At 66.3% G+C, this 21,548-nt stretch carries 21 protein-coding genes and 1 pseudogene; 14 read left to right on the plus strand and 8 right to left on the minus strand.

Going from position 1 to position 21,548, the window contains the following annotated elements; genetic code table 11:
• Nucleotides 1-88: 88 nt before the first annotated feature.
• The 5 genes from Q7V45_RS21255 to Q7V45_RS21275 all read left to right on the plus strand — a co-directional run bounded on the left by Q7V45_RS21255 (nucleotide 89) and on the right by Q7V45_RS21275 (nucleotide 2,038).
• A complete protein-coding gene (locus Q7V45_RS21255) occupies nucleotides 89-484 on the plus strand; it encodes a hypothetical protein (RefSeq protein WP_304855828.1) in 396 nt (131 codons plus the stop codon).
• A 109-nt stretch (nucleotides 485-593) separates the two neighbouring features.
• Nucleotides 594-836 carry a hypothetical protein gene (locus Q7V45_RS21260; protein ID WP_304855830.1) on the plus strand — a complete coding sequence of 81 codons (243 nt, stop codon included), beginning with the start codon at nucleotides 594-596 and terminating at the stop codon, nucleotides 834-836.
• A 45-nt stretch (nucleotides 837-881) separates the two neighbouring features.
• Nucleotides 882-1,148 (plus strand): carboxymuconolactone decarboxylase family protein, encoded by a 267-nt coding sequence (locus Q7V45_RS21265; protein WP_304855831.1) that lies wholly within the window; start codon nucleotides 882-884, stop codon nucleotides 1,146-1,148.
• A gap of 32 nt (nucleotides 1,149-1,180) precedes the next feature.
• Entirely contained in the window at nucleotides 1,181-1,660 is a 480-nt protein-coding gene (locus Q7V45_RS21270) for a hypothetical protein (RefSeq protein WP_304855833.1), read from the plus strand.
• Between the two features lie 54 nt (nucleotides 1,661-1,714).
• Nucleotides 1,715-2,038 carry a hypothetical protein gene (locus tag Q7V45_RS21275; RefSeq protein WP_304855834.1) on the plus strand — a complete coding sequence of 108 codons (324 nt, stop codon included), beginning with the start codon at nucleotides 1,715-1,717 and terminating at the stop codon, nucleotides 2,036-2,038.
• Between the two features lie 15 nt (nucleotides 2,039-2,053).
• Here the strand turns inward: Q7V45_RS21275 and Q7V45_RS21280 are convergent, their stop codons facing one another.
• Both Q7V45_RS21280 and tcuA read right to left on the minus strand, forming a co-directional pair.
• The gene (locus Q7V45_RS21280) at nucleotides 2,054-3,031 is read right to left on the minus strand and encodes a tripartite tricarboxylate transporter substrate binding protein (RefSeq protein WP_304855836.1); all 978 of its coding nucleotides are present in this window, start codon (nucleotides 3,029-3,031) and stop codon (nucleotides 2,054-2,056) included.
• Between the two features lie 95 nt (nucleotides 3,032-3,126).
• Nucleotides 3,127-4,617: an FAD-dependent tricarballylate dehydrogenase TcuA gene (gene tcuA, locus Q7V45_RS21285; protein ID WP_304855838.1), complete on the minus strand. Its 1,491-nt coding sequence runs from the start codon at nucleotides 4,615-4,617 to the stop codon at nucleotides 3,127-3,129.
• Nucleotides 4,618-4,810: 193 nt separating this feature from the next.
• On the opposite strand from tcuA, the gene Q7V45_RS21290 reads away from it, so the two are divergent.
• The 3 genes from Q7V45_RS21290 to recA all read left to right on the plus strand — a co-directional run bounded on the left by Q7V45_RS21290 (nucleotide 4,811) and on the right by recA (nucleotide 7,950).
• Entirely contained in the window at nucleotides 4,811-5,458 is a 648-nt protein-coding gene (locus Q7V45_RS21290; RefSeq protein ID WP_304855839.1) for a hypothetical protein, read from the plus strand.
• Between the two features lie 15 nt (nucleotides 5,459-5,473).
• Nucleotides 5,474-6,703, plus strand: a complete 1,230-nt coding sequence (locus tag Q7V45_RS21295) for a CaiB/BaiF CoA-transferase family protein (RefSeq protein ID WP_304855841.1) — start codon at nucleotides 5,474-5,476, stop codon at nucleotides 6,701-6,703.
• A gap of 176 nt (nucleotides 6,704-6,879) precedes the next feature.
• Complete coding sequence (recA, locus tag Q7V45_RS21300; RefSeq protein WP_304855842.1) at nucleotides 6,880-7,950, plus strand: recombinase RecA; 1,071 nt, start codon at nucleotides 6,880-6,882, stop codon at nucleotides 7,948-7,950.
• A gap of 177 nt (nucleotides 7,951-8,127) precedes the next feature.
• Here the strand turns inward: recA and Q7V45_RS21305 are convergent, their stop codons facing one another.
• The gene (locus tag Q7V45_RS21305; RefSeq protein WP_304855844.1) at nucleotides 8,128-8,823 is read right to left on the minus strand and encodes a YkgJ family cysteine cluster protein; all 696 of its coding nucleotides are present in this window, start codon (nucleotides 8,821-8,823) and stop codon (nucleotides 8,128-8,130) included.
• Nucleotides 8,824-8,879: 56 nt separating this feature from the next.
• Between Q7V45_RS21305 and alaS the strand changes: the two genes are divergently transcribed.
• From alaS to Q7V45_RS21320, 3 genes are read left to right on the plus strand one after another with little or no spacing between them, the layout of a single operon-like run.
• Nucleotides 8,880-11,549 (plus strand): alanine--tRNA ligase, encoded by a 2,670-nt coding sequence (gene alaS / locus Q7V45_RS21310; protein ID WP_304855845.1) that lies wholly within the window; start codon nucleotides 8,880-8,882, stop codon nucleotides 11,547-11,549.
• On the plus strand, nucleotides 11,546-11,890 hold the full coding sequence (locus Q7V45_RS21315; protein WP_304855846.1) for a hypothetical protein: 345 nt from the start codon (nucleotides 11,546-11,548) through the stop codon (nucleotides 11,888-11,890). The genes alaS and Q7V45_RS21315 overlap by 4 nt, the downstream gene beginning before the upstream one ends.
• 1 nt (nucleotide 11,891) lies before the next feature.
• Nucleotides 11,892-12,182 (plus strand): hypothetical protein, encoded by a 291-nt coding sequence (locus Q7V45_RS21320; RefSeq protein WP_304855848.1) that lies wholly within the window; start codon nucleotides 11,892-11,894, stop codon nucleotides 12,180-12,182.
• Here Q7V45_RS21320 and Q7V45_RS21325 read toward each other — a convergent pair.
• Nucleotides 12,175-13,482 carry a hypothetical protein gene (locus Q7V45_RS21325; RefSeq protein ID WP_304855850.1) on the minus strand — a complete coding sequence of 436 codons (1,308 nt, stop codon included), beginning with the start codon at nucleotides 13,480-13,482 and terminating at the stop codon, nucleotides 12,175-12,177. The genes Q7V45_RS21320 and Q7V45_RS21325 overlap by 8 nt on opposite strands.
• Nucleotides 13,483-13,580: 98 nt before the next feature.
• Here Q7V45_RS21325 and Q7V45_RS21330 point away from each other — a divergent pair, with 98 nt between their 5' ends.
• Nucleotides 13,581-13,997, plus strand: a complete 417-nt coding sequence (locus Q7V45_RS21330; protein ID WP_304855853.1) for a hypothetical protein — start codon at nucleotides 13,581-13,583, stop codon at nucleotides 13,995-13,997.
• A gap of 60 nt (nucleotides 13,998-14,057) precedes the next feature.
• Here the strand turns inward: Q7V45_RS21330 and Q7V45_RS21335 are convergent, their stop codons facing one another.
• The 3 genes and pseudogenes from Q7V45_RS21335 to Q7V45_RS21345 form a co-directional block, all read right to left on the minus strand.
• Nucleotides 14,058-14,420, minus strand: a complete 363-nt coding sequence (locus Q7V45_RS21335; RefSeq protein ID WP_304855855.1) for a PRC-barrel domain-containing protein — start codon at nucleotides 14,418-14,420, stop codon at nucleotides 14,058-14,060.
• Nucleotides 14,421-14,511: 91 nt separating this feature from the next.
• Entirely contained in the window at nucleotides 14,512-14,790 is a 279-nt protein-coding gene (locus tag Q7V45_RS21340) for a hypothetical protein (RefSeq protein ID WP_304855857.1), read from the minus strand.
• Between the two features lie 463 nt (nucleotides 14,791-15,253).
• Nucleotides 15,254-16,585 (minus strand): annotated as a pseudogene (locus Q7V45_RS21345) (LLM class flavin-dependent oxidoreductase).
• Between the two features lie 200 nt (nucleotides 16,586-16,785).
• On the opposite strand from Q7V45_RS21345, the gene Q7V45_RS21350 reads away from it, so the two are divergent.
• Both Q7V45_RS21350 and Q7V45_RS21355 read left to right on the plus strand, forming a co-directional pair.
• Nucleotides 16,786-16,980, plus strand: a complete 195-nt coding sequence (locus Q7V45_RS21350; protein WP_304855860.1) for a hypothetical protein — start codon at nucleotides 16,786-16,788, stop codon at nucleotides 16,978-16,980.
• Nucleotides 16,977-17,414: a type II toxin-antitoxin system VapC family toxin gene (locus Q7V45_RS21355; protein WP_304855863.1), complete on the plus strand. Its 438-nt coding sequence runs from the start codon at nucleotides 16,977-16,979 to the stop codon at nucleotides 17,412-17,414. Before Q7V45_RS21350 ends, Q7V45_RS21355 begins: the two co-directional genes overlap by 4 nt.
• A gap of 490 nt (nucleotides 17,415-17,904) precedes the next feature.
• Here the strand turns inward: Q7V45_RS21355 and Q7V45_RS21360 are convergent, their stop codons facing one another.
• Nucleotides 17,905-21,405, minus strand: coding sequence for an indolepyruvate ferredoxin oxidoreductase family protein (locus Q7V45_RS21360; protein WP_304855866.1), 3,501 nt, complete (start codon nucleotides 21,403-21,405; stop codon nucleotides 17,905-17,907).
• Nucleotides 21,406-21,548: the final 143 nt, after the last annotated feature.

A 21,548-nucleotide genomic window follows, 5' to 3' on the forward strand; every position in this document is an offset into this window, starting at 1 on the left:
CTTGGACGAACCCATCGGATCGTTGCCGAACGGTCATCGGGGGAAGGGGAGAGACATGGCGTCTGCGCGAAGCAGAGCGTATCGCACCGTGGCAGGTTTCCTGGTTGCACCGATGATGCCGGCGCTCGTTCTTGCGGGCGTGGTGCTCGCCGCCGGTGGCGATTCGCAGACGCTCGGCTATGCCGCGTTGGCGGGCTACATTTCCTATCCATTCGCCCTGTTCGTCGGCCTACCGGCGTTCCTGTTCATGCGCCGCAAGCGATGGGATGGGGTGCGGGCCTATGCCCTCGCGGGGCTGGCGTTGGGACTGACGTTCCTCGCCCTGTTTGTCGGCCTGGCGGGTTTCGACGGCGATGCGGCCGATCCTGCCTGGCTGAACCTGCTGTCCAACCTGGCTGTCATGCTGCCTTTCGTTCTGGCCTGTGCTGTGGTTTCGTCGGTTGTGTTCTGGTTGATCGCGCGACCCGACCTTCAGCGAGTGTGATGTCCGAACGAAGCCTTCATCTGCCTCATATCGCTATTAGAAGATATCCGTGGTGCGGTGTCGGGGTGGGACGTTAACGTCCCTGTCTCTCAAACGACGAGGTTCCCCGATGCCCCGGGTCAGCGAGATCGAGGAGGATGGCGGCGACGCCATTCTCAAGGCCGTCTTCGACCGGCAGCGCGAGATGTTCGGCGGCCTGTTGAACCCCACCAAGGTCATGGCGCATTGCCCGCCGATACTGAAGGCGGCCGGCATGCTTGGCCAGTCGATCGAGGAGTCCGGCCTCCTGCCGAAGGGCCTGCCCGCGCTGCTCTACGTGCGTGTTGCGACGATCAACGGTTGCCCGTTTTGAATCGACATCAATTCCAGCCGTGTGCTGGAAACGACGGAAGGCGGGATGGAGAAGCTGGCCGAGGTCACGACCTGGCGTGACAGCACGCTCTTCAGCGAGGCCGAGCGGCTGGCGCTCGAGTATGCCGAGCGCATCACCTACACCGACCGGCGGGTCGACGATGCGCTGGTCGCTGAACTGAAGAACCACTACAGCGACGCCCAGATCGTCGAGTTGACGGCTGCGATCGCGATGGAGAACTTCCGGTCGAAGTTCAATCCTGCCCTCGGCATCGAGGCACAGGGCTTTTGCATGGTGCCCAAACGGGGGTAGGCTGGCGGCAACAACAGAAGCCGGTGGAAACGATGACCGAGACCGTCCGCTACATGGATCGCACGAGGGACTACTATCGCGCGCTCGGCTATCCGTCCGACTATGTCTGGTCGCGCTTCGACACGGTGCCGTTCGTGCCTCTCGCCAAGCCTTTGTCCGAGGCGAGGATCGGTCTCGTCACGACGGCGAGTCCGCCCAACCTCGGCAATCGCGATGTGTCCGGCAAGCGGCAGGTCTGGTCGGGCGCGGTCTCCCCGGCACCGGCCAAACTCTTCACCGACAACCTCGCCTGGGACAAGGAATCGACCCATACCGACGACCGGGCCAGTTTCCTGCCGATCGAGGCCGTCCAGCATTGGGCGGCAGAGGGCCTGGTCGGCGGTGTGGCAGCGCGTTTCCATGGCGTGCCCACCGAGTACAGCCAGCGCAAGACAATGGAGATCGATGCGCCGCAGGTCCTGGCGCGATTGCGCGCCGACGGGGCCGACGCGGCGTTGCTCTCGCCGCTTTGACCCGTCTGCCACCAAACCGTGAGTTTGGTCGCCCGCCATCTCGAAGCCAACGGAATGCCAACCGTCATCGTCGGCTCCGCCCTCGACATCGTCGAATATTGCGGCGTGCCGCGCTTCCTGTTCACGGATTTCCCGCTGGGCAATCCGTGTGGCCCGCCCGGGCGGCGGGACCTGCAGCGCACGATCGCGGGGCAGGCGCTGGGTCTCCTGCGCGATGCCGACGCGCCGCGCACCACACGGCGGTCGGATGTGCCCTGGCCGTCCGACGACGACTGGCGCCCTCGCTATGGGCGCGTGAAGCCTGAGGATGTCGAGCGCCTCAGGGCACTGGGCGAGGAGAGGCGGCGTACACAGGCGCAGGCACGGACGCCGGAGTAAAGCGGTCTGCGACCGCTACTCCATCTGGACGTTGAGCTCGCGCAGCTTCTTGCCCCAGAAGGCGTGCTCCTCGGCGACGAACTTGGCGAACTGCGCGCGGGTGCGTTCGGGCGGCATCTCCAGCCCGTCGCGCGCCAGCGCCTCCTGCCACTTGGGGTTCTTCATCGCTTCCTTGGTCGCCTTGTCGATCTTGTCGAGGATGTCAGGCGGTGTCTTGGCCGGGGCGAACAGGCCCTGCCAGCTGGTGACGACGACGTCGATCCCCTGTTCCTTCAGGGTCGGCACGTCCGGCATGGAACTGACGCGCTTGTTGCCGGTCACCGCGAGCGCCTTGAGGTTGCCGCCCTTCACCTGGGAGACTGCCGGCGGCAGCGACGAGAAATTCATGGTGATCTGGCCGCTGATCACGTCGGCCACCGCCGGTCCGGTGCCCTTGTAGGGGACATGCGTGATCTTGATCCCGGCCGCTTCAGCAAACAGCGCACCGGCCAGGTGGTTGTTTCCGCCGACGCCGGATGAAGAGAAAGTGAGCTTCTCGGGATCCTTCTTGGCCAACGCGACGAGTTCGGCCGCATTCTTCACCGGCACCTTGTTCCCCACGACCAGCACGTACTGATAGTCCGTGATCTGGCAGATCGGCGCCAGCGAGGCGAGGGTATCGATCATGCCCTTCTGCACGTAGGGATTGATGATCACGTTGGTGCCGACGGCGACGAAAAGCGTCTGTCCGTCGGGTTTGGCGTTCGCGACGGCGCGCAGGCCGATCGAGCCGGCGGCGCCGCCCTTGTTCTCGATGATGATCTGCTGGCCGATGACCGGGGTCATGACGTGCGCCAGCTCGCGGGCGTTGATGTCCGTGCTGCCGCCGGCGGCGTAGCCGACGACGAAGGTCACCGGACCGGTCGGCCAGGCTGCCTGCGCGTGCAGGGTCGACGGCAGCAATAGGGACGAGCCGCCGAGGGCCAGGGCGTGACGCCGGGTGATTGGGAACATGCATTTTCTCCTAGTGCCGCGCGCGGTTGTCCGCGTCGCGCTACCTCAGTTTGCCAAGACCTTGAAGCCAATTTCGCCCCGCAGCAAGCGGGGGCCTAGTTCTTCCCCGCCACGTAGCGGCCGGCGCCATCGCCGGCGAGCTTGCCCAGCACCGCGCCGGAGACCAGGCCCGTCCCGCCGGGATAGTTGTGATAGAAGAGACCACCGACCAGCTCGCCCGCGGCGAACAGGCCGGGGATCGTGTGGCCGTCGGTGTTCTCGACCTCGCCCTCGTTGCTGATCTTCAGGCCACCGAAGGTGAAGGTGAGGCCGCAGGTCACGGCGTAGGCCTCGAACGGACCCTGGTCGATCGTGTTGGCCCAGTTCGTCTTCGGTACGGCAAGGCCGCGCGTGCCGCGGCCGTCCTTGATCGCCGGGTTGAACGGCACATCGGTCATCACCGCCGCGTTCCATTCCTTGATGGTCTTGAGGAACTGCTGTTCGTCGACGCCTTCCAGCTTCTTCGCCAGCTCCTCGATCGTGTCGGCGCGGACCTTGGTCATGCGCTTGATGCGGTACTCGTCGCGTAGCTTGTCGAGCACCTTAGAGTCGAAGATCTGCCACGCGAACTGCTGCGGCTGGGCCAGGATCACCGCGCCGTACTTGGCGTAGGTGTAGTTCCGGAAGTCCGCGCCCTCGTCGACGAAGCGCAGCCCGTTGGCGTTCACCATGATGCCGAGCGGGTAGGAGTGCTTCTGGAAATTGTCGCCGACATCGAGGTCGCCGAATTCCGGCGCGTTCATGTCCCAGCCGACGGCGTGGCCGCCCGACCAGTTGCCATGCGGCTTGGCGCCGATCGCCAGCGCCATGTTGATGCCGGCGCCCGTGTTGAACCGCGTGCCGCGCACCTTGGCGAGATCCCAGGTCGGCCCGAGATAGCGGGTGCGCATCTCGGCGTTGCTCTCGAAGCCGCCGCAGGCCAGCACGACCGCCTTGGCGCCGATGCGGACCTTGCGGCCCTTGTGGCGGGCGATGACGCCGCGCACGACGCCGTCCTCCTCGATCAGCGACACCGCCGCGGTCTCATAGTGGATGGGGATGCCGGCCTTCACGGCCGCCTTGTGCTCGAGGTCGACCAGGCCCGGCCCGCCGCCCCAGGCTTCGACCGCGAGGCCGCCCCAGAACTTGTACTTGCCGTTCACCTTGAAGGCCTGGCGGCCGTAGGAGGGCTGGAAGCGCACGCCCTTGGAGCGCATCCACTTCATCGTCTCGAAGCTGCGGCCGATCAGGATGTCGGTCAGTTCCGGGTCGCAGCGGTAGTTGGTCACCCGGCCCATGTCGTCGAGATACTGGTCGGCGGTGTAGCTGCCGAAATCGACGTCGCGCTTCTCGTCCTCGGTCAGGTCGTAGAGCTGCACCAGGTCGTCGACGCCGTGGAAGACCACGCGCATGGCGCCGGCGGTGTAGGTGCTGTTGCCGCCGCGCTCGGCCTCGGGAGCCGCCTCCAGCATGGCGACCGAGGCGCCCGTCTCGCGCGCCGCCAGGGCTGCGCACGCCGCGGCATTGCCCGCACCTACAACCAGTACATCGACCTGAAAATCGTCCACGCCTCGCTCCTCACCTGACCTGGACCTCACCCTGAGGAGCGGCCCGGAAGGGCCGCGTCTCGAAGGGTGGGCGACAAGCGAAGTGCTCGTTCCCATGCTTCGAGACGCTCGCTGCGCTCGCTCCTCAGCATGAGGTCATTGGCGTTCGTATAGCGCGTTTTACCTTCGCCCGAACTGCTCTAGAATAAGCGCAATGGGTGATCGTTTCGACCGTCTTGCGGCCCGGCACGCAAATGTTGAGGTTCTGCTACGCCGTCCCGGCATCGGGCACAACAACGGCCCGACCTTCGACATGTCCTGGGAGGCTTGGGTGTGGCGCCGTGCCGCCGCCAAGGCTTGGAAGACGCCCAAGCCCGAAGTCGCGATGATGCGGCTGAAGCGGGCCGAGCGGCTCGGGATCACCTATCGTGAACTCACCTCGGTGATCATGGATTCGGGCGCCCATCTCGGCGCCGCTGTGATTCCGCTGTCGCTGGCTGCCCGCGTCCGCCGCGGTCCGAAGGGCGAAATCATCGTCGAACCGCGCAATTCCGTGGCGGCCCTGGTGGCGAAGTTCCGGGGCCGGCTGTTCGTGCTGGGCGACATCGACGCCGTGCCGGGCCTGTCGGACGAGGAGCGCGCCGGTTTCCTCAGCCTTCTCAACCGCGCCTTCGACGGCAAGGTCGAGGCGGTCGGCTGGGGCCATGACGGGCCGGCCATCCGCGCGATGCTCAAGGCCAATGCGCTGCCGCACCAGGAAGCTTTCATGGTCGGCGCCGGCGTGGGGCATCGTGTCCTCGCCGAGGCGGCCGGCCTGCCGCTCACCAAGGATATCGACACGTGGCTCGCCCCGGCGGGGTGAGGTATCTGATGGGGCATGACCTCATCGTTTGAACCGCCCCTCAAGGGCATCCGCGTCGTCGAACTCACCCACACCATCCTGGGCCCGTCCTGCGGCATGATCCTGGCCGACCTCGGTGCCGAGGTGATCAAGGTCGAGCCGGTCGACGGCGATCGCACGCGCAAGCTGCGCGGCTTCGGCGCCGGCTTCTTCGGCTACTTCAACCGCAACAAGAAGAGCCTGGCGCTCGACGCGGATTCGCCTGAGGGCCGCAAGGTGCTCGTGAAGCTGCTCGAAAAGGCCGACGTGCTGATCGAGAACTTCGCGCCAGGCTCGATGGCCAAGCGCAAGCTGGGGCCGGCGGATCTCGAGAAGATCAATCCGCGCCTCGTCTATTGCGCGCTCAAGGGCTTCCTGCCGGGTCCCTACGAGAAGCGCCCGGCGCTCGACGAGGTCGTGCAGATGATGGGCGGGCTTGCCTACATGACCGGCCCCAGCGGCCGGCCGCTGCGCGCCGGCACCTCGGTGATCGACATCGTGGGCGGCATGTTCGGCGCCTTCGGAACGGTACTGGCGCTGAAGCAGCGCGATCGAACGGGGAAGGGCGGCCTGGTCGAGAGCGCGCTGTTCGAATCGGTCGTCTTCCTGATGGGCCAGCATCTCGCGATCACGGCGATCAACGGCGCCGCGCCGCCACCGATGCCGGAGCGGGTGAGCTCATGGGCGGTCTACGAAATCTTCAACACCGCCGACGATCTGCAGGTCTTCATCGGCATCACCAGTGACGGCCAGTGGAAGCGCTTCTGCGAGTTCTTCAAGCAGCCCGAGCTGGCGGCCGACCCGAAGCTCGCCACCAACAACCTGCGCATCGAAGCGCGACCGTGGCTGGTGCCGAAGGTCGCCGCGGTGTTCAAGGCCTACACCAAGGAGGCGCTCGAGCAGATGTGCCTGGAGGCCGACATCTCCTTCGCGCCCGTCGCCCGGCCGCAGGATCTGTTCGAGCATCCGCACCTTCTGGCCAACGGCTCGCTGGCACCGACCACCCTGCCGGGAGGCGTTCAGACCCGGCTGCCGCTGCTCCCTTTCCAGATGATGGGCTGGCGGCCGCCGCTGGTCTCCAATCCGCCGGAGATCGGCCAGCACAATGACGAGGTGCTGTCCGAGATCGGCTACGACCCTGCGGGCATCGCCAGGCTGAAGGCGGCAGGGCTGCTCGGACCGAGCGCATCCGGAGCCATGGGTGAAACAATCCCAAAGCAGGGATAATCCTCCGAGAACATATCTAGAACTTGTGTCAAGAACATTAGTTCTATCAGAGGGTTATTTGTTCCATTGCTCGGTGGAACAAAATGGGTACATTGGCGCCACCAGACATTCGAACCTGCGGCGGACTTATCCGCATTGCCGCTCCTGACAGGGGCATGGGAAGAAGGAGAAAGCCAATGTCGGCGATGCTCAAGGTGGTCGAAAAAGAAGGCATGGAAAGCAAGAACAAGGCGCTGGACGCCGCTCTCGCCCAGATCGAGCGCGCCTTCGGCAAGGGTTCCATCATGAAGCTGGGCCAGCGCGAGGCGCTGGAAATCGAATCGATCTCTACCGGCTCGCTGGGCCTCGACATCGCGCTCGGCATCGGCGGCCTGCCCAAGGGCCGCATCGTCGAGATCTACGGCCCGGAAAGCTCGGGCAAGACGACGCTGGCGCTGCACGTCATCGCGGAAGCCCAGAAGAAGAGCGGCTCCTGCGCCTTCATCGACGCCGAGCATGCGCTCGATCCAGGCTATGCCAAGAAGCTGGGCGTCGACATCGGCAACCTGCTGATCTCGCAGCCCGACGCCGGCGAGCAGGCGCTCGAAATCGCCGACACCCTGGTGCGCTCCGGTGCCATCGACGTGCTGGTGATCGACTCGGTGGCCGCCCTCGTGCCGCGCGCCGAACTCGAAGGCGAGATGGGCGATTCCCTGCCGGGCCTGCACGCCCGCCTGATGAGCCAGGCGTTGCGCAAGCTCACCGCCTCGATCTCCAAGTCGAACACGCTTGTGATCTTCATCAACCAGATCCGCATGAAGATCGGTGTCATGTTCGGCAGCCCCGAGACGACGACAGGCGGTAATGCGCTGAAGTTCTACGCCTCGGTCCGCCTCGACATCCGCCGCATCGGCGCCCTCAAGGACAAGGACGAAGTCGTCGGCAACGCCACGCGCGTCAAGGTCGTGAAGAACAAGGTGGCGCCGCCGTTCAAGGTCGTCGAATTCGACATCATGTACGGCGAGGGCGTCTCCAAGAGCGGCGAATTGATCGATCTCGGCGAGAAGGCCGGCGTCGTCGAGAAGTCGGGCTCCTGGTACTCCTACGACGGCACCCGCATCGGCCAGGGCCGCGAGAACGCCAAGAATTACCTCAAGGAGCACCCCGAGGTCGCCAATGCGATCGAGAACAAGGTGCGTGCCAACGCTGGCATCCTGGCCAACGTCCTGATGGATGGCGGCAAGGAAGAGGACGACGACGAGGAATAGGGAACCCCGATCCCCTGTCTCCGGGTCCCTAAGGGCGGTACCGCACCCCACGCGCGGTACCGCCCATTTTCTTTGGGCGCCTGTGGCGCTCAAAAAAAATGGGCGGTGGCGGGCGGCAGCGCCTTCACAGGCGCGGGCGCCCGCACCGTTCAGAATAGATACGGGTGCTGCCACCCCTCAGCTTTTCCGCGACATCCCCTTGAGAAACCGCTGGATCCACTCCGGCCCCGTGCGCCGGGCACCGGCCCCGGGCCGGCGCTTCGCCCAATCCATCAGCAGCGCCAGCGGAAACCAGTCCTCGCGCTCGTCCTGCAGGCCGCGGGCCGCCAGCGAGACCTTGGGGACGGGCACCGGCGTCACGCCTTCCTGCTCGGGCCCGGCACAGAGTTCGGCCGGCGAGGTCACGAGATACTCGCGGCAGACCAGCGGCCGGTCGGGGTGGATCGAGCAGCTCTCCTCCTCAAGGAACGGGCAGGGAATGCCCAGCGCGAAATAGGCGGTCGACAGCTCGCGGTCGGGCCGGCCCTTGCGTTCCTTCAGATCGGCGGTGGCGAGGGCTGATTCGGCGGCGGCGAAACGGCCTTCCAGCACGGCGCGCCGCTCCGCGGGCAGGGCCGCGACCGTCGACAGCAGCCGTTCAGCTTCCGTGCGCGAGATCGGCACGAGCTGGCGGCAGCAGGCCCCGCACCCCTTGCGGCAGGAGATCGCCTTGCCGGCCTCGGCCGCCGTCACGACGGCGTTCACCAGCCCCTGCAGGGCCGGCACGACGTCCGCCGCGGGCACGGGGCCGCTCGGGACGGTGATCGGATGGACGATCCGGAGGTCGCCCACGGAGAGGCGAAGAGTGGCGGTAGAATGGGCCTCGGCGGCCATTTCCCCTGGGCTCCCTGTTCTGGACTTGGCGGGCGGGCGCACGCTACAAGGCCGGCATGCAAAGCGTCAGCGAAATCCGTCGTACCTTCCTGGAATACTTCCGCAAAAACGGCCACGAAGTCGTGGAGTCGAGCCCTCTGGTGCCTCGCAACGACCCGACGCTGATGTTCACGAACGCCGGCATGGTGCAGTTCAAGAACGTCTTCACCGGGCTGGAGACGCGCTCCTACTCGCGCGCTTCGACTTCGCAGAAGTGCGTCCGCGCCGGCGGCAAGCACAACGATCTCGAGAATGTGGGCTACACCGCGCGCCATCACACCTTCTTCGAGATGCTGGGCAACTTCTCGTTCGGCGACTACTTCAAGGAGCACGCGATCGAGCTGGCCTGGAACCTCCTGACGAAGGACTACGGTCTGCCCAAGGACAAGCTGCTGGTCACGGTGTTCCACACCGACGACGAAGCGGCCGGCCACTGGAAGAAGATCGCGGGCCTGTCCGAAGACAGGATCATCCGCATCCCGACCTCGGATAATTTCTGGGCCATGGGAGACACCGGCCCCTGCGGCCCGTGCTCGGAAATCTTCTACGACCATGGCGAGGGCATCCCCGGCGGTCCGCCGGGCAGCCCCGACCAGGACGGCGACCGGTTCATCGAGATCTGGAACCTGGTCTTCATGCAGTTCGAGCAGGTGACGAAGGACGAGCGCATCGCGCTGCCCAAGCCATCGATCGACACCGGCATGGGCCTGGAGCGTCTCGCGGCCGTCCTGCAGCACAAGCATAACAACTACGACATCGACCTGTTCCGGGCTTTGATCGAAGCGGTCGCGCACGAGACCGGCGTCGATCCGGACGGCAAGCAGGGCGCGTCGCACAAGGTCATCGCCGACCATCTGCGTGCGACCTCCTTCCTGATCGCCGACGGTGTGCTGCCCTCCAACGAGGGGCGCGGCTACGTGCTGCGCCGCATCATGCGCCGCGCCATGCGCCATGCCCACATTCTCGGGGCGCAGGATCCGGTGGTCTTCAAGCTGGTGCCGACCCTGGTGCGCGAGATGGGCGACGCCTATCCCGAACTGTCGCGCGCCCAGCCGCTGATCACCGAGACGCTGAAGCTCGAGGAGACGCGCTTCAAGAAGACGCTGGGCACCGGCCTCAAGCTGCTCGAGGACGAGACGCGGGAACTGACGGCGGGCGGCACGCTGAAGGGCGAGGTCGCGTTCAAACTCTACGACACTTTCGGCTTCCCGCTCGACCTCACGCAGGACGTGCTGCGCGCGCGCGACATCAAGGTCGACACCGACGGCTTCGAGAAGTCGATGGACGAGCAGCGCGCCAAGGCGCGGGCCGCCTGGGCAGGCTCGGGCGAGACCGCGGACCAGGCGATCTGGTTCGACGTGCGCCAGAAGGCCGGCGCCACCGAGTTCCTGGGCTACGACACCGAGCGGGCCGAGGGCCAGATCAAGTCGATCCTGCTCGACGGCAAGGAAGTCCCCTCGCTGAAGGCCGGCCAGACCGGCTGGATCGTGACCAACCAGACGCCGTTCTACGCGGAGTCGGGCGGCCAGCAGGGCGATGCCGGCCGGCTGGTGAGCGGCGCCAACGAGGCGTCGGTCGCCGACGTCCAGAAGATGGTGGGCGATCTCCACGCCCATCACACGACGGTCGAGAAGGGCGAACTCAAGGTCGGCGACGATCTGGTCATGACCATCGACCCGATCCGCCGCGCCCAGCTGCGGGCCCATCATTCGGCCACCCACCTGCTGCACGAAGCGCTGCGCCGCCATCTCGGCAAGCACGTCACGCAGAAGGGCTCGCTGGTGGCGCCCGACCGGCTGCGCTTCGACATCAGCCACACCAAGGCGGTTTCGCCCGAGGAGCTGCGCCGGATCGAGGACGAGGTGAACGACCGCATTCGTCACAATTCGGCGGTCGAAACGCGCCTCATGACCCCGGACGAGGCGATCGCCGCCGGCGCCATGGCGCTGTTCGGCGAGAAGTACGGCGACGAGGTGCGCGTTCTCACAATGGGCGGCGATGCCGACGTCCCGGGCGGCGAGAAATACTCGGTCGAGCTGTGCGGTGGCACGCATGCAAGGCGGACCGGCGACATCGGGCTGTTCAAGATCGTGGGCGAGGGCGCGGTCGCGGCCGGCGTCCGCCGCATCGAGGCGCTGGCCGGCAATGCAGCCGAGGCCTTCGTCCGCCATCAGGCCGACCTGCTGGCCGAGGCTGCGGCGACGCTGAAAGTGCGGCCCGAGGATCTGCCGGCGCGCCTGGCGGCGCTGGTCGAGGGTCAGAAGAGGATCGAGCGCGAGTTGTCCGACGCGCGCAAGGCGCTGGCACTGGCCGGCGGCGGTTCGCGCGGCGGGGCTGCGGCCGACGAGGTGCGCGAGGTCGGCGGGATCAAGCTGATCGGCCGCGTGCTGAACGGCGTGCCGGGCAAGGATCTGAAGGGCATGGCCGACGAGTTCAAGAAGAAGCTGGGCTCGGGCGTCGTGGCGCTGATCGGCGTCGAGGACGGCAAGGCCTCGGCCGTGGTCGGGGTGACTGACGATCTCGCCAAGACGCACAGTGCGGTCGAGCTCGTGAAGGCGGGCGTGGCCGCACTCGGCGGCAAGGGCGGCGGCGGCCGGCCGGATATGGCGCAGGGCGGCGGCCCCGACGGGACCAAGGCCTCCGATGCGCTGAAGGCCATCGAGGCGGCCCTGGCGGGAACCGCATGAGGCGCGCGATCGCCCTCGTGATGGCGGCGGCGGCGATGTCGGCCTGCGCGCCGAAGGATTTTTCCAAGGAAGGCGCCGACGCGGAGCAGTTCACCAAGGACGAATCCCTGTGCCGCACCCAGGTCCGCGCAAGGGCGCAGCAGGAGCGCAACATCGACGACCAGCGGCGGGCGACCTTCTCGGCCGAGCGCGAGCGCTACGGCCAGCAGGGGCTCTACTCCGACATGGCAAACCAAGGTTACAAGTACAACTACGAGCGCATGATGGCGAACTGCATGGAGGCGCGTGGCTGGGCGCCCAAGCAGAACGGGCCCATCCCCATGCCGAAGCTCACCTGGTGACATGGACGCGCTGACCGTTTTCCTTCTCTATCTGGCCAGCGGCGCGGCGACTTTCCCCCTCACGATCCTGCTGGTGCGCGGCGTGGTGTCGGTGGCGGCGCCGGCGCGCGCCACGCCTGCCTTTCATCAGCGGCTGGACAGTGCGATGGGCTGGTCGATCACCGTCTGGATCCTGGGCGTCTTCGTCTTCTATGCGACGGCCATTCTGATGGAGCGGCAGAAACCCTGCGACGAGCAGCGGACCAACCAGCTCACCTACGAGTGCAAGAAGTTCCTGGGCGCCATCAAGTAGGACGGCGGCGTTTCGACAGCGCCGTCCACAGGCTGCGCCCTGCGAACTCCACCAGGGTGCCGAACAGGACCAGAATGAAGGCGTTCACCGGAACGGCATACATGTGGCTGGGCAGCGCCAGGATCGCCTGGGCGAGGAAGAGGCCGAGAAAGGCAAGCGACACGGCCTCGATCGGCAGACCCTGGGGAAAGCCCACCCGCCGCCACAGGCCCAGCCAGGTTGCCGCCAGCAGGTGCACGAGACCGATCGCCAGCACGATCCCGAAGGGCGGGCCGGGGTGCAGCGTCGGCACGGCGAGCAACTGCAGCGCCTTCTGCCAGTAGATGCGCGCCACCTCGACCGGATCCTCCGCGATGCGCGAGAGATAGAGCTTCCACATCAGGCGGAAATACTCGGGCGAGCAGAAGACGAGCCCGGCCTTGTTGGCGAGGTCCTCGCCATAGTCGTCGTCATAGCGGATGCCCCACTTGTTCTCGACGAACCCGAGGCCGAGGTAGAGCGTGTGCGACAGGCCGTGCGTCTGCAGCCGCTCGACCGGCGCCATGGGGAACGCGGCATCGCGCGCCATCGTGATCCATTTGGGGGCGAGCAGGGCGGCGAGAGCCAGCACGATGACGAGCGCCGGGCGTATGAGGGCGCGGAACTCACGCGGTCGCTGCAACACCGCCATCGTCGCCACGGCGCCCAGGGTCAGCGCGAAGCCCATCAGGCCGATCGACTCGCGGACCAGGGTCACGACGGCAAGTGCCACGATCCCCCCTCCGATCCAGGCCCAGCCGCTGCGCGTCGCGATCGCCAGCGGCAGCAGGCCGGCCAGGCTCACCATGCCGATGAAGGCCCAGTGCGGGGAGGTGCCCATCCAGCCCAGGAACTCGGCCGGCCCCAGCGCCAGCAGCACGATCGAGGTGATCCAGGCCCGCCGCGAGAACAGCAGCCCCGCCAAGGCCACGAGGCCGATCGTGTTGAGGAGCGTGCTGAGACGCGCCACGTCGACCAGGGTGGCGCGTTTGCCGGTGATTGCCGCCCAGCCGCTGAGCAGCAGGGCATGGCCCGGATCGTCCGCGATGGCGCGCTCGGAGATCGGGATCAGCCGGCCGTCCTCGCACACCGCCAGCCACACGCCGCGCGCCACCGTGCAATCGGTACTGTCGAGCCAGACGTTGGTGGCACGCCAGTCGGACGGCATGATGTCGGGCATGTACTCGTAGCGCCGGACATCCTCGAAGGTCCGCGCGAACGGTCCCCACACCAGCCCTGCCACGCAAACTGCGAAGGCCAGCCACTTCAACGCCGATGCCATCCGGTCTTCCCGACTCCCCCACGGACCAGGTTCGGTCCACCGTGGAACATCCCCGACCGGAACGTGAATGCCAAGCCATTGCGCGCTAGGATGACGGCATGTCGATCAAACGGCTGTTGGCGGTCCTCTCGATCCTGGCCCTGTCGCCCGGGTGCGAAACGCGGGCGGAGCGTGAGGCGGTGTTCGATGGCCAGCTTCGCGCAATGGCGGGCTCGCCGGAGGCCGGGCTGCTGAACAGCATGGGCCGCATCCCCGACAACACCTACCAGCTCGAGGACGGCGCCAAGATCCTTCAGTGGCGGTGGGACACGTCCTACATCGATCCGGGCATGCCGCCGATGTATCAGCGCTTCGGCGGCTGGGGATGGGGCTGGGGCGGCGGCTGGTGGGTCCCGATGGGCGGCTTCCCGCCGACCCTGGTGCGCCAGAGCTGCATCGTCGAATGGACGATGGTGTCGGGATCGGCGCAGGGCTATCGCTGGCAGGGCGCGGGCTGCCAGAAGGTCACGCCCTGAAATGAAAAAGACCGACCGGTCCTTCCGCGAAGGTCCGGCCGGCCTCTTCAGCGTCCGTGCTTACCAGTAGGTCGGAACGCCGTAATACTTGTCGACCTGACGGCCATAGTCCGGCGTCCAGGTGAAGTCTTCCGCACCGTCGTAGGTCGGCGCGCCTTCCAGGACCTTCCTGTCGAGAGCCACGACATACCCGCCCTGGCGCTCGTCGTACTTCAGCGTCGACCACGGCAGCGGATGGTGCTTCTCGCCGATCCCGAGGAAACCGCCGAACGACATGACCGCGTAGATGGCGCGGCCGCTCACCTTGTCGATCATGATGTCCTCGACGGTGCCGAGCTTGTCGCCTTGCAGATTGTAGACATCCGTGCCGGTGACGCGCTCGGCGGCGATCAGGTTCTTCGGCGTCAGGGTAAGGTCGGTCATCGCTCTCTCCTGTTGATGGTGGGTGCCTGAGCAACGCAGGCTCGCCCGGCCAGTTGCGGGAGGTCGCGAAGACTTCACATTGCGGAACGCCTCATCCGGGCGACTTGCGCAAGCGCTCGCTGACGGCAGCAACCATCGCCTCATAGGAGGAGAGATCCCGGGCGGTGCCGGCGCGCGGCAGGGCGCTGTAGCGCTGGCGGCCGAAGTCCGTCAGGCGCGCGACGCCGGCGTCGATCTCGACCAGCGCCAGGGATTTCAGGCGCGTGAGGTCCCGCGGCGCCAGGTCCTTCATGGGGGAAATGCCCAAAGCGACTCGGCGCAGGGTTACTTCCTCGTTGGGACTGAGTGGAGCATCCAGGCTACGTGACATCGTCTTCCCCTCACATAACTAGAGGCCCATTCCGGTGTGCAGGGCAAGCTCAACTGGCCGCATCCGCGGTGCGGTTTCTGCTTCGGAGGTTAACTAGCTGACGGAAGCGGCGCTGGCATGACGCTGCCTGTGACATCGCTGCGACCGGCGGGGCCTGTGTCACAGCCCCGGCGCCGTACGTGTCAGGCGCGTGAATGCGCGTGGGAGGGCAGGGCAAACGCAATGAAATATTCCGTCGTCCCTCCACTCCGCGCTAACGCGCTCCGGTCGGGACGACGGGCAATTGCGCCAAGTAGGATAGCCCTAGCTGGGTGGAGGAGGCCGCCCCTCGAATACCTCGGGGTAAACTCAGCGACCGTCTCGAAGGGTGGGCTTCAGGCGTGGTGCTCGTGCCCATGCTTCGAGACGCGCTCCTGCGGAGCGCTTCTCAGCATGAGGTTGAGGGGTGAAGCTCGGCGCGTTGCTACTCGGCGGCGCGGACGGCCTGGGTGGCCGCCTGCTTCACGGGGGCGATGCCCTTCATCGTGCCGCCGTAACGGTCGGTGAAGGCGGTCGTGTCGATCTCCGCCAGGTCGATCTCGCGGTTGAGGACCTGTTCCTTCCACTTCAGGAGCTGCGGATGCGCCTCCTGGAACTCGGGCATCACTTCCTTCGCGAACAGCTCCAGCGATTCGCAGATGTCCTCGTGGCGGTTCTTGCCGGCCTGGTTCAGCAGCACGACCTGGTCGATGTTCGACTCCTGGAACTTCTTGAGCTTGCGCCGGATCGTGTCGGGCGAGCCGATCAGCCCGCCGCGCAGCGAGGCCGCGTGCTGCTCCGGGTTGGCCTTCTTCCACTTCTCGTACTCTTCCCACATGTTGACCGTGCCGGCGGGCGGGCGGCGGCGGTCGGCCGACTGGCCGTAGAAGCGCAGCGCGAACTGGAAGAAGGTGTCGCCGTCGGCGCGGGCGCGGGCCTCTTCATCCGTCTTGGCGCACATGAAGAAGCTGACCAGCGCGATGTTCGGGTTCGTCTTGTAGTCGGCGAGCTTCTTCTGCCGCTTCACGAAGGCGTTGTAGTAGGCGTGCACCCAGGCATGCGCGGCGTCGGCCGAGACGAACTGGAAGCCCAGCGCGCCCATGCCCCATTCGCCGGCCTTGGTCAGCGTCTGCAGCTGAGAGCAGGCGACCTAGAGCGGCGGATGCGGCTTCTGCAGCGGCTTCGGCACGACCATGCGCAGCGGGATGTTCCAGGTCTTGCCCGCATGCTCGCTGGGCCCGTCCTTGAACATCGGCATGATGGCGCGGACCGCTTCCTCGAAGATCTCGCGCTTGTTCTCCATGGTGACGCCGAACGGCTCGAGCTCGGTGATCGAGGCACTCTCGCCCATGCCGAACTCGCAGCGCCCGTTCGACAGCAGGTCGAGCGTCGCGACCCGCTCGGCCACGCGCGTCGGATGGTTGGTCGTGACCTGGAAGATGCCGTGGCCCAGCCGGATGTTCTTGGTCCGCTGGCTCGCCGCCGCGAGGAAGGATTCAGGGCTCGGGGAGTGGGAATACTCTTCGAGGAAGTGATGCTCGACCTGCCACGCATGGTCGTAGCCCAGCCGGTCCGCCAGCTCGACCTGGTCGAGCGCGTTCTGGTAGAGCCGATGCTCGTCGCCGGGCGCCCACGGGCGGGGCAGCTGCAGCTCGTAGAAGATGCCGAATTTCATGGTGTTCCCTCCCTTTAAGGTAAGCATGACGCGGATTTGGCCCGGCGCAATGGACTCTGACCGGCTGATGGAATTGGCTTTTGTGGCACCGGCAGGTGCCATCGACCGGTGGCGGTACCATGATACCCGCGCCGGGGGAGGTCCCTTCGGAAACACTTGATTCGTTTATTGCGTTTGTTTCGTTTATGCGCCGTTCTCCGGCTTTTTCAGTAGTTTGGTGATCCACCTCTTGCGGGCGTGATAGCGTATGCTATCATTCCACGATGGCTCAACTCCTGGTCCGAGACCTCCCCGAAGCCCTCGTGCTGGCGCTCAAGGAACGTGCCGCCGCCAACGGCCGAAGCGCCGAGGCCGAGCACCGCCTGATCCTCGAAGAGGCCCTGCGCAGCGGTCGTAACGAATTCCGCAAGCGCGCCGCCCGTCTCCGCGCCGGGACTGCCGGCAGAATACAGGGCGAATCGGCCGACCTCATCCGCGAGGATCGCGACTCCCGATGACCATCGTCGTCGACGCGTCGATCGCGCTGAAGTGGGTGCTGGAGGAGCCGGGGAGCGACGCTGCCGAGGAACTGCTGGAAGAGGATCTCGCAGCTCCCTCGCTATGGTTATTGGAGGCGGGCAACGCGCTGTGGCGCCGCACTGTCCGTAAGGAGCTGACGCAAGCGGAAGCCGAGGAGCGGTTGACAGAACTCGCCAAAGCACCAGTCGCAAGCGTGCCGCTGGAGCAGGACCTTCCGGAGGCGATGCGCCTCGCCCTCCAGCTCAATCACCCGGTCTACGACTGTCTCTACCTTGCGCTCGCGAAGCGCCTGGGGACCTATGTCGTTACTGCCGACACCCGGTTCGGCCAGGCAGTGGCCGACCATGGGACGTATGTCGGGCACATTCGGGTCTTGTCGCCGATAGTCCGCGGTACAGGGCCGCGAATGTAGCGTCATGGCGAGCAAGCCGACGCATTCATACTTGGTTCGCGATGTTTGCGGTCGCTGGTTCGCCATCGTGAGGAAGAACTCCGGCGAAGGTGAGTGAGGGTTATGGGCTGTTATCCGAGTTGGAAGAGCTACATCTCAAGGTTTTCTTTGCCGATCGCAAGTCAGAGCTCGTGCCGCGATTCCCACCCGGCAGAATACGAGCTTCTAGCTAAACTGCCGATAAAGCTTCTGGAGATTCAGAAATCTATTCGCGCACAGATGCGAGGCTCGTCCACCGAGTCAGCGCGTCTTGATTGGCTCTGGAGCTATCGCAATCTGAGACACGGCACCTTTCTCCGTCGGAATCAATTTCTAGAACTCTTTGTTGCGGCTAAGGGCGTTGCTCCTGGAAAGCTCGCCGAGGCAACAATGGCGCTACTTTTAATTTTTGGAGTCGCGCCAGAGGCATTTTTGAATGCGTTTTGATTTGCGGATGAGCTGGAAACTTTCGCTACTCCGCCGCCGCCTTCATCGCCTCCGGGTTGCGCCACTGGTGGAGCAGGTCGGCTTCCTTCTTCTTGGCCTTCTCCAGATGCGCGTCCTTCACGTGGCCGTAGCCTCGGATATCGTCGGGGATGGAGGCGAGCTTGATCGCCAGCGCGTGGTTCTGCGCTGAGAGAGTCGCCAGCAGCTCGTCGATCAGCGTCTCGTAGTCGGCGATCAGGCGGCGCTCGGTCTTGCGCTCCTCGGTGTAGCCGAACACGTCGAGCCTGGTGCCGCGCAGGCCCTTGAGCCTGGCCAGCATCCGGAAGGCCGGGAGCATCCAGGCGCCGAACTCCAGCTTGATGAGCTGGCCGGTCTGCGGGTCGCGGCTGGAGAAGAGCGGCGGGGCGAGGTGGAACTTGAGCTTGTAGTCCCCGTCGAACTGGCGGCTGAGGCCGGCCTGGAAGGCGGCCTCGGTGTAGAGGCGCGCGACCTCGTACTCGTCCTTGTAGGACAGGAGCTTCGAGTAATAGAGCGCGACGGCCTCCGCGAGTCCCGTCTGGCCGATCTTTTGTTCGGCAGCGCGCACCTTGTCGACCAGCGCCTTGTAGCGCTGGGCCAGCGCGGCGTTCTGGTAGCCGGTCAGGTGCCTGGTGCGCGAGGCCACGATCTCGTCGAGCGTCTTCGGCTGGCTGCGCGTGAAGGCGACGACGTTGTCCTTGGTCGGCTTGGGCGCGACCAGCTTTTCGACCGCGGCGCGGTCGGCGGCGGCGCGGCGGCCCCAGCGGAAGGCCGCGAGGTTCATCGGCACGGCGGCACCGTTCAGTTCGATGGCGCGCTCGATCGACTCGTCGCTGAGCGGGATCAGGCCTTTCTGGTAGGCATAGCCCAGCACGAACATGTTGGTGGCGATCGAATCGCCCATCAGGGCGGTGGCGATGCCGGTGGCGTCGAGGAAATCGACCCCGTCGGCGCCGGCCGCGGCCTCGACCGAGAGTTTCAGCGTGTTGGTCGGGAAGGCGAGGTCGGGATGGCGCGTGAACTCGCCGGTGATGGTCTCGTGCGTGTTGACCACGGCGTGCGAGACGCCGGGCTCGAGGCTGGCCAGCGCGTTGGGGCTGGCGCTGACGACCAGGTCGCAGCCCAGCAGCACGTTGGCGCCGCCGGCGGCCAGGCGTACGGCGTGCAGGGCCTCGGGGGTCGCGCCGATGCGGACATGGCTGATCACCGCGCCGCCCTTCTGCGCCATGCCGAGCTGGTCGAGCACGGTGGCACCCTTGCCCTCGATATGGGCGGCCATGCCCATGATGGCGCCGATGGTGACGACGCCGGTGCCGCCGATGCCGGTGATGAGGACACCGTAGGGTTTGTCCGCGACGGACGGGAGCGCCGGGGCGGCCGGCATCTCCGGTTCAGGCGCGGCGGCGCCGTCGGTCTTCTTCGTGGTCACCGCCTTGCCCTTCTTCAGCGTGCCGCCCTCGACGCTCACGAAGGAGGGGCAGAAGCCGTTCTGGCAGGAGAAGTCCTTGTTGCAGGAGGACTGGTCGATGGCGCGCTTGCGGCCGAACTCGGTCTCGACCGGCACGACCGAGAGGCAGTTCGACTTCACGGAGCAGTCGCCGCAGCCCTCGCACACCGCCTCGTTGATGAAGAGGCGCTTGTTGGGATCGGGGAAGGTGCCGCGCTTGCGGCGGCGGCGCTTCTCGGCGGCGCAGGTCTGGTCGTAGATCAGGACCGAGACGCCCTTGACCTCGCGCAGTTCGCGCTGGACCTCGTCGAGCTGGTCGCGGTGATGGAAGGTGACGCCCGGCGCCCACGGCGTGCCGATCGGATACTTGTCTGGCTCGTCGCTCACCAGCGCGATGCGGCCCACGCCCTCGGCATGGACCTGCTGGCTGATCGTCCAGGGATGGACATTGCCGTCGTGCGGCTGGCCGCCGGTCATGGCGACGGCGTCGTTGTAGAGGATCTTGTAGGTGATGGTGGTGTTGGTCGCGACCGCGTGACGGATCGCGAGATAGCCCGAATGGAAATAGGTGCCGTCGCCCAGGTTCTGGAAGACGTGCGGCATGTCGGTGAAGTGGCTGGCGCCGACCCAGGGCGCGCCCTCGGCGCCCATGTGGGTGAAGGTCTTGGTGTTGCGCTCCATGCCGATGGCCAGCGTATGGCAGCCGATGCCGGCCATCGCCATCGAGCCGTCGGGCACCTTGGTCGAGCTGTTGTGCGGGCAGCCCGAGCAGAAATAGGGGACGCGGGCGAGGCCGGCCTCATTACGCACCTGGCGGCCGGCGCGGCGCTTCAGCGCCTCGAAGCGCTCCTTGGTGCGGCTGCTGAAGGAATCGAGCCCGAAGCGGGCGACGATGGCCGAGGCGATCTCGTAGGGCGTCAGCTCGCCGTCGGTCTTGAGCAGCTTCTGACCGTGCTCGTCGGTCTTGCCGACCACGACGGGGCGGCGGTCGGCCGGGGCGTTGAACAGCGCGTCCTTGAGCTGCTGCTCGATCAGGTTGCGCTTCTCCTCGATAACCAGGATCTCGCGCTTGCCGGCGGCAAAGGCGGTGGCGCCCTCGGTTTCCAGCGGCCAGACCATGCCGACCTTGTAGATGGCGAGGCCCAGGCGCTCGGCCTCCTCGTCCGCGATGCCCAGCTCGTCGAGCGCCTGGCGCACGTCGAGGTAGGACTTGCCGACGGTGACGATGCCGAAGCGGGCGTCGGGCCGGCCGAGCATCAGCCGGTCGAGCTTGTTGGCGCGCCAGTAGGCCAGCGCCGCGGGCTGCTTGATGGTGACGACGCGGCGCTCCTGGCCCAGCCAGTCGTCGGGCCAGCGGATGTGCACGCCGTCGGGCGGCAGCACGAAATCGGTGGGGGTGTGGATCTCGACCCGGTGCGGGTCAATGTAGACCGAGGCCGAGCTGTCGACGGTCTCGCTGAGCACCTTGAAGGCGACCCACAGGCCCGAATAGCGCGACATCGCGAAGGCGTGCAGGCCCCAGTCGAGATATTCCTGGACGCCGGCCGGGTGGATGACCGGCATGCCGGCCGACATGAAGGCCGGCTCGCTCTGGTGGGCGACGGTCGAGGATTTCGCCATGTGGTCGTCGCCCGCGAGGGCCACGATACCGCCATGCCTGGAGGTGCCGGCGTAATTGGCGTGCTTGAAGACGTCGCCCGACCGGTCGACGCCGGGGCCCTTGCCGTACCACATGCCGAACACGCCATCGTAACGCGCGCCGGGGTAGAGGTGGATCTGCTGGGTGCCCCACAGGGCGGTGGCGGCCAGGTCCTCGTTGGTCCCGGGCTGGAACTCGATATGGCTCTTCTTGATGAACTTCTTGGCCTGCCACAGGGCCTGGTCGAAGCCCCCCAGCGGCGAGCCGCGATAGCCGGAGATGTAGCCGCCGGTGTTCAGGCCGGCCGCCACGTCGCGCTGGCGTTGCATCATCGGGAGGCGCACCAGCGCCTGCGTCCCGGTCAGGTAAACGCGTCCACGTTCGAGGATGTACTTGTCGTCCAGGGTCACCGCGAGGGGCATGGCAACCTCCCTGACATTTCAATATGGGCACGGTAGCGACGTTTGCACGCGTCGGGCAATGCGGAACGCGACCGTGCCCGAAAAACGACGGTTTAGGTCGGGCCGGCCGGGCGGCACCCCTTCGCCGTTTCACGGTGTCACCT

Source organism: Reyranella sp. (genome assembly GCF_030651995.1).
Lineage (GTDB): Bacteria > Pseudomonadota > Alphaproteobacteria > Reyranellales > Reyranellaceae > Reyranella.

Excerpts from the sequence above, each read along its gene's own strand:
- Q7V45_RS21260 (WP_304855830.1), top strand. The coding sequence starts at position 594 with ATGCCCCGGGTCAGCGAGATCGAGGAGGATGGCGGCGACGCCATTCTC.
- Q7V45_RS21265 (WP_304855831.1), top strand. The coding sequence starts at position 882 with ATGGAGAAGCTGGCCGAGGTCACGACCTGGCGTGACAGCACGCTCTTC.
- Q7V45_RS21270 (WP_304855833.1), top strand. The coding sequence starts at position 1,181 with ATGACCGAGACCGTCCGCTACATGGATCGCACGAGGGACTACTATCGC.
- Q7V45_RS21275 (WP_304855834.1), top strand. The coding sequence starts at position 1,715 with ATGCCAACCGTCATCGTCGGCTCCGCCCTCGACATCGTCGAATATTGC.
- Q7V45_RS21280 (WP_304855836.1), bottom strand. The coding sequence starts at position 3,031 with ATGTTCCCAATCACCCGGCGTCACGCCCTGGCCCTCGGCGGCTCGTCC.
- Q7V45_RS21290 (WP_304855839.1), top strand. The coding sequence starts at position 4,811 with ATGGGTGATCGTTTCGACCGTCTTGCGGCCCGGCACGCAAATGTTGAG.
- Q7V45_RS21295 (WP_304855841.1), top strand. The coding sequence starts at position 5,474 with ATGACCTCATCGTTTGAACCGCCCCTCAAGGGCATCCGCGTCGTCGAA.
- recA (WP_304855842.1), top strand. The coding sequence starts at position 6,880 with ATGTCGGCGATGCTCAAGGTGGTCGAAAAAGAAGGCATGGAAAGCAAG.
- Q7V45_RS21305 (WP_304855844.1), bottom strand. The coding sequence starts at position 8,823 with ATGGCCGCCGAGGCCCATTCTACCGCCACTCTTCGCCTCTCCGTGGGC.
- alaS (WP_304855845.1), top strand. The coding sequence starts at position 8,880 with ATGCAAAGCGTCAGCGAAATCCGTCGTACCTTCCTGGAATACTTCCGC.
- Q7V45_RS21315 (WP_304855846.1), top strand. The coding sequence starts at position 11,546 with ATGAGGCGCGCGATCGCCCTCGTGATGGCGGCGGCGGCGATGTCGGCC.
- Q7V45_RS21320 (WP_304855848.1), top strand. The coding sequence starts at position 11,892 with ATGGACGCGCTGACCGTTTTCCTTCTCTATCTGGCCAGCGGCGCGGCG.
- Q7V45_RS21325 (WP_304855850.1), bottom strand. The coding sequence starts at position 13,482 with ATGGCATCGGCGTTGAAGTGGCTGGCCTTCGCAGTTTGCGTGGCAGGG.
- Q7V45_RS21330 (WP_304855853.1), top strand. The coding sequence starts at position 13,581 with ATGTCGATCAAACGGCTGTTGGCGGTCCTCTCGATCCTGGCCCTGTCG.
- Q7V45_RS21335 (WP_304855855.1), bottom strand. The coding sequence starts at position 14,420 with ATGACCGACCTTACCCTGACGCCGAAGAACCTGATCGCCGCCGAGCGC.
- Q7V45_RS21340 (WP_304855857.1), bottom strand. The coding sequence starts at position 14,790 with ATGTCACGTAGCCTGGATGCTCCACTCAGTCCCAACGAGGAAGTAACC.
- Q7V45_RS21355 (WP_304855863.1), top strand. The coding sequence starts at position 16,977 with ATGACCATCGTCGTCGACGCGTCGATCGCGCTGAAGTGGGTGCTGGAG.
- Q7V45_RS21360 (WP_304855866.1), bottom strand. The coding sequence starts at position 21,405 with ATGCCCCTCGCGGTGACCCTGGACGACAAGTACATCCTCGAACGTGGA.